This window comes from Shewanella profunda (assembly GCF_023283765.1).
Lineage (GTDB): Bacteria > Pseudomonadota > Gammaproteobacteria > Enterobacterales > Shewanellaceae > Shewanella > Shewanella profunda.
Genome location: NZ_JAKILG010000053.1, coordinates 1 through 14977, shown reverse-complemented (window position 1 = coordinate 14977; position 14977 = coordinate 1). Strand labels below are relative to the sequence as shown.

The 14977-nt window shown below is 45.4% G+C and carries 11 protein-coding genes; 7 read left to right on the top strand and 4 right to left on the bottom strand.

Annotation, left to right across the window (positions count from 1 at the left end; genetic code table 11):
• Positions 1-5 precede the first annotated feature (5 nt).
• From rsmE to L2744_RS18635, 7 genes are all read left to right on the top strand, one after another.
• Positions 6-737, top strand: a complete 732-nt coding sequence (gene rsmE, locus L2744_RS18665; RefSeq protein ID WP_248993308.1) for a 16S rRNA (uracil(1498)-N(3))-methyltransferase — start codon at positions 6-8, stop codon at positions 735-737.
• Positions 738-824: 87 nt separating this feature from the next.
• Positions 825-1778: a glutathione synthase gene (gshB, locus tag L2744_RS18660; protein ID WP_248993307.1), complete on the top strand. Its 954-nt coding sequence runs from the start codon at positions 825-827 to the stop codon at positions 1776-1778.
• 86 nt (positions 1779-1864) lie between these two features.
• Complete coding sequence (locus tag L2744_RS18655; protein ID WP_248993306.1) at positions 1865-3187, top strand: alkaline phosphatase; 1323 nt, start codon at positions 1865-1867, stop codon at positions 3185-3187.
• Between the two features lie 147 nt (positions 3188-3334).
• A complete protein-coding gene (locus tag L2744_RS18650) occupies positions 3335-4378 on the top strand; it encodes a methyltransferase (protein WP_248993305.1) in 1044 nt (347 codons plus the stop codon).
• 430 nt (positions 4379-4808) lie between these two features.
• Entirely contained in the window at positions 4809-6500 is a 1692-nt protein-coding gene (locus tag L2744_RS18645; RefSeq protein WP_248993304.1) for a flagellar assembly protein A, read from the top strand.
• A 168-nt stretch (positions 6501-6668) separates the two neighbouring features.
• A complete protein-coding gene (locus L2744_RS18640) occupies positions 6669-7046 on the top strand; it encodes a DUF4144 family protein (protein WP_248993303.1) in 378 nt (125 codons plus the stop codon).
• A 192-nt stretch (positions 7047-7238) separates the two neighbouring features.
• A complete protein-coding gene (locus tag L2744_RS18635) occupies positions 7239-8375 on the top strand; it encodes a site-2 protease family protein (RefSeq protein ID WP_248993302.1) in 1137 nt (378 codons plus the stop codon).
• 30 nt (positions 8376-8405) lie between these two features.
• Here the strand turns inward: L2744_RS18635 and L2744_RS18630 are convergent, their stop codons facing one another.
• From L2744_RS18630 to L2744_RS18615, 4 genes are all read right to left on the bottom strand, one after another.
• Positions 8406-9485 (bottom strand): GGDEF domain-containing protein, encoded by a 1080-nt coding sequence (locus L2744_RS18630; RefSeq protein ID WP_248993301.1) that lies wholly within the window; start codon positions 9483-9485, stop codon positions 8406-8408.
• 184 nt (positions 9486-9669) lie between these two features.
• Positions 9670-11085: an efflux transporter outer membrane subunit gene (locus tag L2744_RS18625; RefSeq protein ID WP_248993300.1), complete on the bottom strand. Its 1416-nt coding sequence runs from the start codon at positions 11083-11085 to the stop codon at positions 9670-9672.
• Between the two features lie 7 nt (positions 11086-11092).
• Entirely contained in the window at positions 11093-13036 is a 1944-nt protein-coding gene (locus L2744_RS18620; protein WP_248993299.1) for a MacB family efflux pump subunit, read from the bottom strand.
• Positions 13037-13038: 2 nt separating this feature from the next.
• On the bottom strand, positions 13039-14268 hold the full coding sequence (locus tag L2744_RS18615; RefSeq protein ID WP_248993298.1) for an efflux RND transporter periplasmic adaptor subunit: 1230 nt from the start codon (positions 14266-14268) through the stop codon (positions 13039-13041).
• Positions 14269-14977: the final 709 nt, after the last annotated feature.

Here is a 14977-nt window from a genome sequence, read left to right as displayed (position 1 = left end):
CGACAATGAGAGTTCCAAGAATTTATCAACCTCAACCATTAGCCATCAATCAACCGCTGAACTTAGACGAAGATGGCGCGGCCCATATTGGCAAAGTGCTACGCATGGGTAACGGCGAACATATCAGCCTATTCAATGGCGATGGCAATGATTATCTTGCTGAAATTGTCGATGCGGGTAAGAAGCATGTCACAGTGAAAGTGCTCTCCTGTGAGGCGAATTTATCTGAATCGCCACTCAACTTACACTTAGGCCAAGTGATTTCCCGTGGCGATCGAATGGAATTCACCATTCAAAAATCGGTCGAGCTCGGTGTTAATACCATTACGCCACTGTTTTCCGATCGCTGCGGCGTGAAGCTCAACGGCGAACGCCTAGAGAAGAAAATTCAGCAATGGCAGAAAATCGTCGTGAGCGCCTGTGAGCAGTCGGGGCGCAGCCAAGTACCTGAAGTTCGCCCAGCGATGGACTTGCACGATTGGTGCAGTGAGCCTACCTCGGCGCTAAAACTCAATCTGCACCCGCGCGCCGCCCACGGTATCAATGGCTTAGATCTAGCTCATACCCGCGTGCGTCTGTTAATTGGCCCTGAGGGTGGTTTATCGGCGGAAGAAATCGCCATGACAGAAACCTATCAGTTTACCGATGTGTTGCTTGGCCCCAGAGTGCTTCGCACCGAAACAGCCTCGCTGACCGCAATAACAGCGCTACAACTTAGATTTGGTGATTTAGGCTAATGCAGTGCAAGCTATACAGCATGCTCTAAGCCATTCTCCAATAAATGCTTTTGTGCCTGCAAACGGCGACAAATAAGGAACAGATTAATGATAAAACTCGGCATAGTGATGGACCCCATCGGTGAGATCAACATTAAGAAAGACTCCAGTTTTGCCATGTTAATGGCCGCACAAGAAAGAGGCTATCAACTGTTTTATATGGAAATGGCCGATCTTGCTATGGTCAACGGTGTGGCGATGGCCAATATGCGTCCGTTAACAGTCATCAATGATGCGAGCAAATGGTTTGAGCTCGGCGAAGCTAAAGACACGCCAATGAGCGAACTCGATGTGATCTTAATGCGTAAAGATCCACCATTCGATACTGAGTTTATCTACGCCACTTACATGCTCGAGCGCGCCGAAGAGCAAGGCGTGTTGATCGTTAACAAGCCCCAAAGCCTACGTGATGCGAACGAGAAGCTGTTTACCGCTTGGTTTAGCGAATTCACCCCAGAAACTATCGTGACCCGCGACGCTAAGCGTATTCGCGCTTTCCACCAAGCTAAGGGCGATATCATTCTTAAGCCTCTAGATGGCATGGGCGGCACCTCGATTTTCCGCGTGAAGCAGGACGACCCAAACCTGGGGGTCATCATTGAAACCTTGACCAGCTATGGCCAACAATATGCGATGGCTCAAGCCTTTATCCCTGAAATCACTCAAGGTGATAAACGCATTTTAGTGGTTGATGGCGAGCCTGTACCCTATGCGCTAGCCCGTATTCCGATGAAAGGCGAAACCCGTGGAAACTTAGCTGCTGGCGGTAGCGGTGTAGCCCAGCCTTTATCCGACAGCGATTGGGCGATTGCCCGCGCCATTGGCCCAGAGCTTAAAAAACGTGGACTGATTTTTGTCGGGTTAGATGTGATTGGTGACAAGCTCACCGAGATCAATGTAACCAGCCCAACCTGTATCCGTGAGATCCAAGCGGCATTTGATGTCGATATCACTGGCATGTTAATGGATGCTATCGAGGCACGTATTAAGGCCTCAGCTTGATTGAAATAATGTGTTAACTTATAAGAGTTTGTTGATCTAAGGCGCTATGGATTAGCTAGCGCCAAGCCACTTTCTAGGGATGTGATATGAGTTTCACCAAAGCGCCACTCTTGTTACTCGGCATAGGCTTATTGCTATCGACTCCGACTTGGGCAAACATCGAAACAGGTCCAACGAAAGCGCCATCTCGCCCGAAAAATATCGTCATCATGATAGGCGATGGTATGGGGCCCGCTTACACTAGCGCCTATCGTTACTATAAAGATAATCCAGACACCGAAGAGGTTGAGCAAACCGTATTCGACCGCTTGCTTGTGGGCATGGCGAGTACCTATCCCGCCAGTGTCAGTGGCTATGTTACCGACTCTGCAGCTGCAGCAACAGCACTGGCTACTGGGGTAAAATCCTATAATGGGGCGATTTCGGTCGATCCCCAAAAGCAACCGCTACCGACCATACTCGAAAAAGCCAAAGCCCTTGGTTTAAGCACAGGTGTGGCCGTTACGTCACAAATCAATCATGCCACGCCAGCAGCATTTTTGGCCCATAACGAGAGCCGTAAAAATTACGATGCGATAGCACTCAGTTATTTAGAGACTAATGCCGATGTATTTTTAGGTGGCGGTCAAAAGTATTTCTCACCCGAGCTGCTAGCGCAATTTACAGCCAAAGGCTATCAACACATCACCCGTTTTGATGATCTTGCCACTATCACCCAACCTAAAGTGTTAGGTCTATTTGCCGAAGTCCAATTACCCTGGGCAATTGATGAAAAAGAGGCCAAAAAACTCAGCACCTTAACCCAAAAGGCCCTCAGCTTATTATCACAAAATGAACAAGGTTTTGTGCTCTTAGTTGAAGGGAGTTTAATCGACTGGGCGGGCCATAATAATGACATAGCGACTGCCATGGGTGAAATGGATGAGTTCTCTAATACCATTGAGGTAGTTGAACAATTTGTTCGCCAAAATCCAGATACCCTAATGGTGATCACCGCCGACCACAATACGGGTGGCCTATCGATTGGCGCAAATGGTAACTACAGCTGGAACCCCGAAATTCTACGCAATATTTCTGCCAGTTCAGATACCTTAGCCTTAGCGGCCATTAGCGGTGAGCAATGGCAAGCCGATCTCGCCCGTGGTTTAGGGTTCGAGCTTAGCGAAGAAGAAGTGACAACATTAAACGTCGCCAGAATGCAGGGATTAGAAACCATGGCTGTTGCGATTCGCCATGTGATTGATAAACGTACGGATACAGGTTGGACAACGAGTGGCCATACAGGCTTAGATGTACAAGTGTTTGCTGCAGGTCCTGCATCAGAGCTGTTTAACGGCCATCAAGATAATACCGATATTGCCAATAAGATCTTTAGCTTATTGCCAAAACCGAAGAAACCTAAAAGCTAATGTTTTGCTCCATTCAACAAATGAAAGGCAACCGCATAATGCAGTTGCTTTTTTTATTATCCTAGGCTGAAACTCTTGGATGCGAACTGGCTGAATAACGAATAACGGGTATAATGCCCGCACTTCAGTCTATTGGTGTTAGTCACAGTGTTAACCAATCCATCGCAAGTCATCATTCGCAATCAAGACAGCCTAAGCCAACACAAGGTGTTAGTGCTCAACCATGAAGCCGATCTACTGCCCAAAGCCCTGCTCGATATCGCAGCCTCGGTCGATGCACTCGCCTTAGATTACCACCATTACTTACACTTAGCGCCGCAGGCCAACTCAAAGTTGCGTTGCTACTTCGGACACGAGCTGCCACATCAAGACCCGCTTAAACCAGAAAAGTACGATACGGTAATCGTTTATTTTCCTAAAGCTAAACCCCTTGCGCCTTACCTGTTTAATTTAGCTGCAAACCATTTAGTGCCTAATGGTCAACTGTTAGTGGTCGGGGAAAACAAGGGCGGAATTAAGTCTTTGGTTAAACTCTTGCCTGACTATTTTGCAACGGGGATGAAGCTCGACAACGCGCGCCACTGTCTGCTTTTTGGCAGTAATTTGGAAGGCAGTGCCCCTACGATAAAACTCAGCGATTGGGTCAGCCAATATCAACTCACAACCCCACAGGGCGAGATCAGTATCTGTAATTTAGTGGGGGTATTTAGTGAGAAGCGCCTAGATCAAGGCACTGAATTATTACTGTCGCACCTACCGACACTGTCTGGCCGCGTACTTGATTTTGGCTGCGGTGCTGGCGTGATTGCAGCCGCCTTGCTCAAAGTGCAGCCGAGTCTATCCTTAGAATGCATCGACATCAATGCCATGGCATTAGCCTCCTGCGAACTCACGCTTGCGGCCAATGGCATGACGGCTAAAGTCTATCCCTCCGATGGATTAGCGCAAACAACGGGCAAATTTAACGGTATCATCTCTAACCCACCGTTTCATGATGGTTTAACAAGCACGACTAACATAGCAAAAAACTTCGTCACAGATAGCGCTAAGCAATTGCACCATAACGGTATTTGGCAAATAGTCGCCAACCGTCATTTACCTTACTCCGATACCATTGCCGCCGAGTTTGGCCAGTTAAAAGTCCCTGCGGAAAACAACAAGTACAAGCTGTATTACTTCCAACAACAATAAGTGCATTTGTACTCCCAATCGCGGCTTTAGGTTGGGAGTTTGATATGAGGATATCAAGCACGAAAACATTCGTGCTGATTTGTGAGACGGCTCACCCCTGTGTTTGATACAAGAAGTACAGTATTTCCACACTTTTATAGTCCCTAACACAGGTTTTTAACTTATAAAATATAAAATATTTGTTAAATTAAAAATGAGCACAACCCTCGGTAAAATCGACAATTAGGATAAAATAACCAGAGATTACACTGGATAATACTGATTCCTTCTTATAAAAAACTATTAAAAAACCAATGCATAGACCAAAAACAACAATAAAACAACATTTGCTGTTTTTACCGCCAAAAAGGCTTCTTTGCACAAAGTCTCTACTGTTATACTCAAAACAGTATTTCAAACAATAATAAAACAAACTAGTAGGAAGCTCTCTATGTTGCCACCTGAACTTCTTGAGTTAAGCAGTGATAAGACAAAGGCAGAGTTGCGTTTAATCCCAAATACCCACGGCCCAGTCACCCGTGACGACATACTACAACTATTGTCTTTTCCTGAATTCTCATCCCTGTTTCCACTAGAGCCTTCCATCACTAAAACGGTTACCCAAATCAATTCGTTATGCCATCAAGACGATGGTAAATTTGAGCTATTTGCTGAAATTGCAGAACGACGAAACGGCAGTGTTACGATTGAAATCAGCCCAGATAAAATGCACGCCAGTATGATACTTACCGCGCCTTGGGGCGGGAAACAGGTCGATTTGCCTGAAATCCTCACTCAACTCAAAAAACACAACGTATGTATGGGGTTAAGTAAACTCAAGATCCAAGCCTTAATGCAACAGCTTGGTAAACTCAAACCGGGTGAAAGTTGCCAAGGTGAAATAGCCCAAGGTAAAGCCCCCGTCAATGGTAAAAATGCCATATTAGAACGTAAAGTATTCCTCGCTCGAGAACGCCTACTCCAACCACAAGAGCGCGCCGATGGGACAGTAGATATGCGCAACCTTGGCTCAATGATCATGGTAAAGCCTAATGATATATTGATGATCAAACATCCCGCGACAGAAGGCACTCCTGGTTACAATATTAAAGGCGAAGTACTCAAACAAAAACCCGGCAAAGATAGTGCATTACAAGCTGGAACAGGGACAGATTTTCATCCAAGAGACCCCAATAAACTCATCGCCACTGCTGCTGGTCAACCCGTAGAAACCCGCACAGGTATGAATGTTGATGATGTACTGCAGCTCAAAGATGTGGATATCGGCACAGGTCATGTCTCTTTTAAAGGGAGTATTTTAATTACGGGTGATGTCCATGAAGGTATGCAAGTCAAAAGCTCTGGTGATATTACCGTAATGGGATTTGTGGATTCTGCCACCTTAGATGCGGAAGGCGATGTCACCGTAAGCAAAGGCATTATAGGCAGACAAATTAGAGCAAATGAATTTTCGACAAAGATCAATGCCCAAGGGCAAATCAGCGCACAATTTGTACAGTATTCCCATCTTGTTGCCAAAGGCAATATCCTCGTCACCAAACAGCTGTTACACAGTAATACTAAAACCACAGGAAACTTAACCGTAAGCGATGTCAGTGGTCGTCGTGGCGATCTAGTTGGTGGCGTGGCCCATGCCGAAAAAGGTATTACCGCCGTTGTTATAGGCGCTACCGCAGGGACAAAAACAGAACTGTATTGCGCCATGGAGCAAGCAGAGCTAAAACAACATCTTAAACTGCTGGATGAAGGTGTTCAGGCTATGGTTGTCGCCAGCCTCGATATAGAAGCTCGCCTAAAAAAACTACCACCCAAATCAGAATGGCAGGATGATCCTGTGATGGTTGAGCAGATTAAGATGATGCTCGATGAGAAAAACCGCATTTTAAATGAACGCTCCCGTGAAGAGCTTGAGTTCGATACACTTAAGCAAGAAGTCGAAGGCTATTATGACAAATACCGTGTCGAGGCGCTTAAACACGTGTTCCTTAATGTGGAGTTTCATATAGGACAAGCCAATCATCGTACAACGAGGGAACACGGTACTTGCTGTATAACCAATCTTAATCAAGAAATTAATTTCAACTATAACGCTAAGGTCAAAGCTCCCACACCAAGCCACTAGTAAATATAGACGCAAGAGTCCTTGCGTCTATATTAATCCAATCCAAGCGTGGCATACTGCCAATCTAGTGCATGACAGCTATCGTTTTATTTAATCCCAATAGCGTCATGCTACTCGCCCAGGTCTAATGACTTTAGGCTTGGGCCTATTTTAATCACAGGAGCAATAATGACCAGCGTCAAGATGTCGGACATTCAATGGCCCGCCGTAGTCAAACTCATTCAAAATGATGAGCTACTTTATCTTGCCCACCAACGGGATTGGCTAGAACTTGCCTGTCTTTATCAGCATCACTTTACCGATAAAGATCAATTGCTCGATAGCAAAGGCTACCGCTACCATATCAGTGCAAATTCTCATACTGTTTACGAAGACCCAATAGGGGAACTGCCAAAATTACTCCAGCAAGAGCAACATCTGCCACTAACTGAGTTTATTAAGTGGGTGCAAAACCACGCCAAAGCCTTAGATCACTGCTGCGTGGCTAAACTCGCCTTTACTACTATTAGCCAAGGAATGGAAATAGTACGCACGTTAGATGAGTAGGTTTACGCTAGTTTTTTGCACTAAAAACAATCTGATCTTAAAAGCTAATATCCTCGCCATAAATTCACAGGCATAATTTGTCTGAACCGAATTCGCATTAACGGCGCTATAAAGCCATGTTTTCAGGTCCAGCAATACCACTTACAGTGAAGGATTGCCTTAGGTAAAAACCACACTCAGATACACGAATAAATGGAACCCAAATTGGAACTACTTAAGATTGACTGCTTAGGCAAACAACTGCGTTTAGAAGGCTCCCTCGCAGGCTGGCAACAACTATTCTGGGACAATAACTTAGTCTCACAAAAGTCTGCCTCTATCGATAATGGTGGGCTCAGAATACATGAATTTGAACTCAGCCAGTTTAGCAGCCCACTGGTTATCGAGAGCGGAGAACAAAATCCCCTCGAAACCAAGATCACCATACGCCTTGAAACCGATTTAGTATGGCAACCGTTTCGCTTCGATTATCGCCTGCTTCAGGACGACGAGGTAATAGCCCAAGGGACGCGCACCGAAAAGGATATCGAAAGGCAAAGTCCTGAAATCCCTATCGTTAAGCAACAAAAGTTAAGCATAGTTGGGCTGGCATCCCTTGGTTTTAAACTCTTGAAAAGTGCCAAAGTCATTAAAGTGGTGCTAGCCGGAGCCAGTGTTGCAGCCTATTCTTGGCTATTTTCGCTTCAATTTGCGCTGGCCCTGATCGCCTGTCTGGTATTTCACGAATACGGCCATATTCGCGCGATGAAATATTTTGGTATGAAAACCAAGGGGATTTACCTTATTCCTTTTATGGGCGGGCTCGCCCTCTCCGATGAAAAAATCAATACACGTTGGCAAGATGTGGTGATTTCCATTATGGGGCCAACCTTTGGTCTATTCATGTCCATAGGTTCATTGATTGCCTACCACGCTACTGGCAATGTGTTTTTTGCAGGCCTTGCGGCCTTTAATGCCCTACTTAATCTCTTTAATCTATTGCCCATTTTGCCCTTAGATGGTGGCCATATTTTAAAGAGCATTAGCTTTTCAATGAACAGCGTGATGGGGCTTATTGCCTGTGCAGTAGGAGCAGCCTTTGGTGTCTATGTCAGCTACACCTTCGGCCTCGCATTACTCGGTTTTTTACTGTTAATAGGCAGTTTGGAAATTATCTTTGAATGGCGAACTCGCCATCAAAGTCATTTATTACCACTCGATAGATATGGGCAAATCTTCTCAACTATCTGGTACTTACTCACTGTAGGTGCCTTAGTCGGTATTATCTGGCATTTAGCAGGAACAGGTGACGATATGCTCAGCCTGCCACTTAAGATACTGCAAAGCTAAAATCTTTACGGCCCCGTGTAATCACGGGGTTTATGCCTGCACAACACAATTTCGACCTTGGTTTTTACCGCGATAAAGTGCCTCATCGGCACGGGCTAATGTACCATGCCAATTTTCATCACCTAAAACTGCAACGCCAAGCGTCATAGTCACAGGTATAGTTTGAGCTTCAAAACTGAGGTGACTACAAGCAACAACTTCTCGTAATCGCTCTGCTACCTTCAGAGCTTCTATCATATCGGTATTGGGCAATAGCAATAAAAACTCCTCACCACCCCAACGTGCCACTACATCATATTCCCTCAAAGCCCCTTGTAATAAATTAGCGACATTAGTTAGCACATGATCCCCAGCCGCATGACCATAGGTGTCATTAATGCGTTTGAAATAGTCAATATCACATAAAACTAGGCTCATAGGCGCTTGGGTACGCAACGCTCTTGCTGCTTCTCGATTAATGAGTGCAGTTAAGCTCCGACGATTAATTAACCCCGTCAACTCATCGGTATTAGCCACACTACGTAATGCTGTGACTGCCGACATCACAATTTGAGAATACGCATAGGATACACCTGCGAGTAAAGCGCAAGCACCGAGTACATTGATATGACGAAATACGCTGATCAATTCTTCGGAGTGAAGGTAATAAGGCTCGTAATCAATAAACCAAATATCACAAATGAGAAAGAATACTATGATAATCACAGCCTGTAATAGCTTATAAAATAATGGCTTAAAAACACTTGCAAATGATGGTGGTATAGTCGCAAGAAGGTAATATTGGAATCCGGCATCGGATCCTAGAATTAACACTGCAAATAAGGATTGAATAAACACCACCAACCAAGACCACTGTATAATTGGCGGTAATTGTTCAGGATGAATTTGAGCGCAGTAGTTTAACCAAAGGTGATAGCTTAAGCCTAAGATATAAATGAATGCTAAGGGCCATACGGATAGAAACAAGAATAGGATTGCAAAGGTAGCATTTATCGCGATGGAAAAAGGTTTGATCCCATTGAGTAATTGCAAAGCTTCCCGTGATGCGGCAAGGGAATGAGATCCGAGATCATCTTCCTTTAATCCAGTTGGAATAAGCAACCTCAACATACAATACCCACGGCTTGTGATGTGACCTTACTTTATATAGTAGCAAGTCTTTGGCAATACAGATGAAAACCGCATAAATCCGTATAGCCCAGCAACTGTTCTCCTCAATTATCCACCAATTATATAAACAAAAAAAAACCGCAACTGCAGCTAAAATTGCGGTTTTTTACCATGATATAAAGGCTCAGTTTGAAACCTTACCTATAACGGGTGCGATATCGCTACCACCAAGGGCTTGGTAGAGCGTCGCTTGGGCGGTGAACTGGTTATAGCGGTTTTCGAGCAAGGACGCCTCCGCTGTACGCAGGGTTTCTTGAGCATTAATCCAATCTTGAATACCTATCGCACCATGGCGATACTGGCTCTCATAAATGGCTTCAACCTCTGCGGCTGCAGTGTACTGTTGTTGTAATTTATCCCCTTGGTAGGCAAATTGCTGTTTAGCTGAGATAGCATTATCAACATCCTCAAAGGCCGAATACAGTGTCTTGCGGTAATTCACCACGGCGGTCTGATAGTCAATCTCAGCAATATCGTTGTTAATTTGCATTTGATTCCACTGTAAAAATGGCAATACCAACCCTGCGCCTAAACTACCAACCGGATTGCGTAGTAGCTCTTTTAACTCAGAGGTCGACTCCCCCACACTGCCTGTTAAGCTCAAGCTCGGAAAGTAGCTGGTATAAGTCGCATCTTTACTGGCTAGTGCTGAGCGCAATTGATATAAAGATGCTTTCACATCGGGGCGTCTCACTAATAAATCCGCAGGCACTCCCACGGCAATCTCTGGCACAACAACATCAGGCAAGGCGTTAATCTCGACCCAGGTCTCTCCCGGTGCTTGGTTAAGTAAAATGGCAAGGGCATTTTCCGCCTCCGTCAACTGTTGAATAAGTTGACTATGGGATGCCTCTTGTCCCGCGAGGCTTCGCTTAGCTTCTAACACGTTCACTTGAGTCACAGCGCCGGAATCATACTGACGTTGGGTTAATGCTAGTGTTTGTCGGCTGTGTTCAATACTTTTGTTGCTTATAGCAATTCGTTGATTTAAGTAGCCAATTTGCCAATAAAGCGATGCAGTAGTCGCAACTAAACCTTGGGTGGTACTTTCTCTATCCTCCGCGCTCGCCAGGGCTGCCCACTGGGCTTGATCGATATCTGCCGAGACTTTACCCCATAAATCAACCTCATAACTCACAGACAGTTTAGCCTGATAACTGTTTGTCGCCGTACCGCCATCGAGGGGTTTACTGCGCGAGGCCGAAAAATCGGACGATAACTGCGGGTAGAGTTCATCCCGCGCAAGCCCGGCCTGCAAACGCGCCTTGCGTAGGGTTAAAGTTGCGAGGGTTAAGTCATTGTTGCTACTCAGCACTTGGCTTACTAACTTATCAAGCTCTGGTTGCTGAAATTGTTGCCACCAAGGATCAACGTTCACTTGTTCGTTGACCTGAGTGTTTTGCCAATGACTCGGTATAGCCAGCGCTGGCGGTTCAAAGTCTGAGCGCATAAAACTACCGCAGCCGCCGAGCAATATAATGCCCACAGCAATAGCGCAAGTACGAAGCATAATTTTACGATTTAATATTGGGTTATTCATGGTGTTATTACTCTCTCGCTAAGGCGTCAACGGGATCTAATCGCGCCGCATTACGGGCGGGTAAAAAGCCAAATAGCACACCTATTAGCGTGGAACAGGCAAAAGCAGCGACAATAGAAGTGGTGGAATAAATCATTTGAAAACTGCCACCCGCTTGAGCAAACACCACGCCAATTAAATAGGCTAAGGCGATACCTAAAGTGCCACCACATAAGCACACCAACACGGCTTCGATAAGGAACTGGCGCAAAATATCACTCTGGCGCGCGCCGACCGCCATACGTACACCAATTTCGCGGGTACGCTCTGTCACCGAGACCAACATAATATTCATCACCCCAATCCCGCCCACGATCAGGGATATCACCGCAATTGCCGAGATAAGCAAGGTCATAGTTGCCGTGGTTTTTTCAATATTTTGTCTAATGGTATCCGTGTTAATGGTGAAGAAATCTTGAGTGCCGTGGCGCATTTTAAGTAAAGCGATAATCCCCTGCTCGGCCGCATTACTGGGCACCGACTCATCGAGCCTCACTGTAATGCCATCGAGGTAATGTTTACCCACCATGCGACCAGAAACCGTAGTGTAAGGTACCCACACATTAAGGGCATCACTGTTACCAAAGGCACTTTCCTTCGGCTCTGTCACTCCGATGATCCGCACGGGTAAATCCCCAAGGAAGATCACCTGACCTATCGCCGAACTATCAGGGAAAATTTCCTTACGGGTGTTATTGTCAATCACCGCATCTTGGGCAAGTGTGGTGACGCTGGTATCGTCCCAAAATTGTCCCTGAGCTAATTCATAACCCCGAACACGAAAGAACTCTGGCCCAACCCCATTCACTGAGGCAGTCACCGCTTTATTCCCAAAACGTACCGTAGCGCTCGAGCTAATACTTGGTGTAACACTGTCAATATAAGGCAAGTTTTTAAGGGCATCAGCGTCACTTGCCGTTAGGGTTCGCACTCGCGCTGAGCGCCTATCACCAAAGCCGGAGCCTGGGCGAATATCAATAGTATTAGTGCCCATTGAGCTAATACTATTGAGAATTTCCCGCTGAGATCCTTCACCTAATGCCACAACAGACACAACCGATGCAATACCAATAATGATGCCAAGCATAGTGAGAAAGGTGCGTAATCTGTGGGTTGACATGGCAAGTAGCGCCATTTTTAGCGCCTCAACATATCTATCCCACGACGCTACACGAGCACGGCTATTCATCTTAGTGACCGCCGTACCAGCTTGCTTTGGTACCTTAGGTTTACGCTCGTCGCTGATAATAATGCCGTCTTTGATTTCAATAATGCGGTCGGCATATTGGGCCACATTCATATCGTGGGTCACGATAATGATGGTATGACCATCGCTGTGAAGTTCCTGCAACAACTGCATCATTTCTTCACCGCTGTGGCTATCCAACGCCCCCGTTGGCTCGTCGGCAAGGATCACATCACCGCCATTCATCAACGCACGCGCCACACTGACCCGCTGCTGCTGACCGCCACTGAGCTGATTGGGTTTGTGATCGAGTCGATCACCTAATCCTAAGCGAGTTAATAAGTGTTCTGCTCTGTCTTTTCGGGCATTACGTTCTTTACCTGCATAAACCGCGGGAACCTCAACGTTACCTATCGCAGTAAGATCGCCAAGCAAATGATAACGCTGAAAAATAAAACCAAAATGTTCACGCCGTAATTGAGCTAACTCATCGGCATCCATGGTGGAAGTATCTTGACCATTGATAAAATACGCCCCCTTCGACGGTTTATCTAAGCAGCCTAGAATGTTCATTAGGGTCGATTTGCCCGATCCTGAGGCTCCCACTATGGCAACCATCTCGCCACGTTCAATGGATAAGTTCACATCTTTTAGTACGGTAAGTTGCTGCTCTCCCGCCTGAAAAGTACGATAACAACCTGAAATTTCAAGTAATGCGGCAGTCACAATTAAAACCTCATACTAGGTGGGCGACGCAGTTTGCTACTATCTTCCGATGAAGGCATACCCAGCACAACTAAGTCACCTTCATTTAAACCTGAGGTAATTTCGGCATTAATTTTGTTGTTAATACCAACGGTTACATCCACATATTGTACTTGATTATTGACTAATACCGGCACTTGATACTGAGGCCCACGATTACCTTTTGGCTCGCTAGCGGCCCCTTCTTTAGCCGTTTGTTTATCCCTCGACTTGACTCGTAAAATTTGCGAAGGCACTAGCAATGCATCATCGGCTTTAGCGAGCACAATTGAGATCTGCGCTGTCATTCCAATACGTAAAGTGCGGTCTGGGTTTTCGACATCAAACAAACCATGGTAATAAATTGCATCCGAGTCGCTAGAGCTCATATTGCTATCATCACCATCCATTGATGTCGGCCCAGGCTCAATAGCTCGCAAGCTGCCGCGGTAAGGATGATTAGGGCGCCCAAGGATGGTGAAATAGACGGATTGACCGGGATGAACGTTGACCACGTCAGCTTCGGAAATTTGCGCTTTTACCGTCATAATATCGAGCTGTGCCATTTCAACTATGGTTGGTGTCGTTTGATTCGCGTTAACGGTTTGCCCCACTTCAACCGCGGTATACACGACTGTACCATCCATAGGTGCGGTAATTTCGGTATAACCTAAATCGATTCTAGCACTGTCGACATTTACCTCAGCCTGTTGTTTTTGCGCCTCTAATTGCTCTAACTCGGCTTGATAAACCGTTAAAGTGGCTTCGGCGGTTTCATAGTCGGCACGGGAGCTAGCCTTATCTGCAAGCATTTCCTGTTGGCGGGTAAACTCTAGTTTTGCCTGACGGATCTGTGCCTGTTTAGCACGATACTGGGCATTGATACTCTTAAGTGAAGCGAGTGCATCTTTTAGATTATTCTGTTGGGCTAAGCTGTCAATCTGGGCAATTAAATCCCCTTTTTTGACTTCATCCCCAAGCACAACGGGCAAACTTTGGATCTGCCCTGAAACTTGTGCACCGACACTCACCAATTTCGATGCCTGCAACATGCCATTAGCGAGTACGGAGTTTTCAATATTCCCACGTCGCACAGCCTCAGTTACATAGGCTGGCGCCGTTTCCGGTTCATGCCACAGAAAATAAGCACCGCCACCAAGGAGGATAAGACTGCTTAGTGCGATCAGCAGTTTACGCTTTGAGGATTTTTTCATCGGTATGTTCGCGTCCAGTAAACTAAAAACAGCAAGCATTTATCTTGCATGGGAAACTAAAATTGTTTCGATAGTATATAGAGTTACTGAATGACAGTAGACGAAGGAAGTGTCGTTAACAGGTAAAGATTTGCAAATATCTGTGTGCAAGCCTGTAAGGCAAGCGCACTTTGCTTTAGTGGTGCCACTCATTCCACACATGCGGAGAACTAAAGTTATACTTAGTGAGTAAATTTAGGATTTAAACTTCTTTATCTCTTTTTAATTTAAGAAATATCAAAGTTGCGGTGCTTATGCTGGTAAATAGAAAATCTGTGCTCTGAAATGTCAGCTGCACTCAAAAATTTTTTGTAGATTATCTGAAATAAACGACTCGTTTTGTATTCTATAGATGAGATCAATTATAAAATTTAGAGAAGCATAATTAACCAATTCATAATCATTACACCAACTTTACAACATGTACTCATTTGAACTACTATGCTGCGGCCAACAATTAATGTTCAAACAAAGGAACAACATGAACAATAAATCGATTCTTCTCGCCCTTACTTTCACAACAATGTTGCTGGGTGGTTGTGCCACTAAAATGCAAGCTGTGTAGTGGCATAGTGAATTTGGCCACCTAATAAGAAATGTTATGATCTCACTCATAACCCATTTAGGTGACAACATGAATAAAAGTAAACGTGCACGATATAGCGCCGCC

Coding starts and splice junctions, on each gene's coding strand:
- rsmE (WP_248993308.1), top strand. CDS start 6: ATGAGAGTTCCAAGAATTTATCAACCTCAACCATTAGCCATCAATCAA.
- gshB (WP_248993307.1), top strand. CDS start 825: ATGATAAAACTCGGCATAGTGATGGACCCCATCGGTGAGATCAACATT.
- L2744_RS18655 (WP_248993306.1), top strand. CDS start 1,865: ATGAGTTTCACCAAAGCGCCACTCTTGTTACTCGGCATAGGCTTATTG.
- L2744_RS18645 (WP_248993304.1), top strand. CDS start 4,809: ATGTTGCCACCTGAACTTCTTGAGTTAAGCAGTGATAAGACAAAGGCA.
- L2744_RS18640 (WP_248993303.1), top strand. CDS start 6,669: ATGACCAGCGTCAAGATGTCGGACATTCAATGGCCCGCCGTAGTCAAA.
- L2744_RS18635 (WP_248993302.1), top strand. CDS start 7,239: ATGGAACCCAAATTGGAACTACTTAAGATTGACTGCTTAGGCAAACAA.
- L2744_RS18630 (WP_248993301.1), bottom strand. CDS start 9,485: ATGTTGAGGTTGCTTATTCCAACTGGATTAAAGGAAGATGATCTCGGA.
- L2744_RS18625 (WP_248993300.1), bottom strand. CDS start 11,085: ATGAATAACCCAATATTAAATCGTAAAATTATGCTTCGTACTTGCGCT.
- L2744_RS18615 (WP_248993298.1), bottom strand. CDS start 14,268: ATGAAAAAATCCTCAAAGCGTAAACTGCTGATCGCACTAAGCAGTCTT.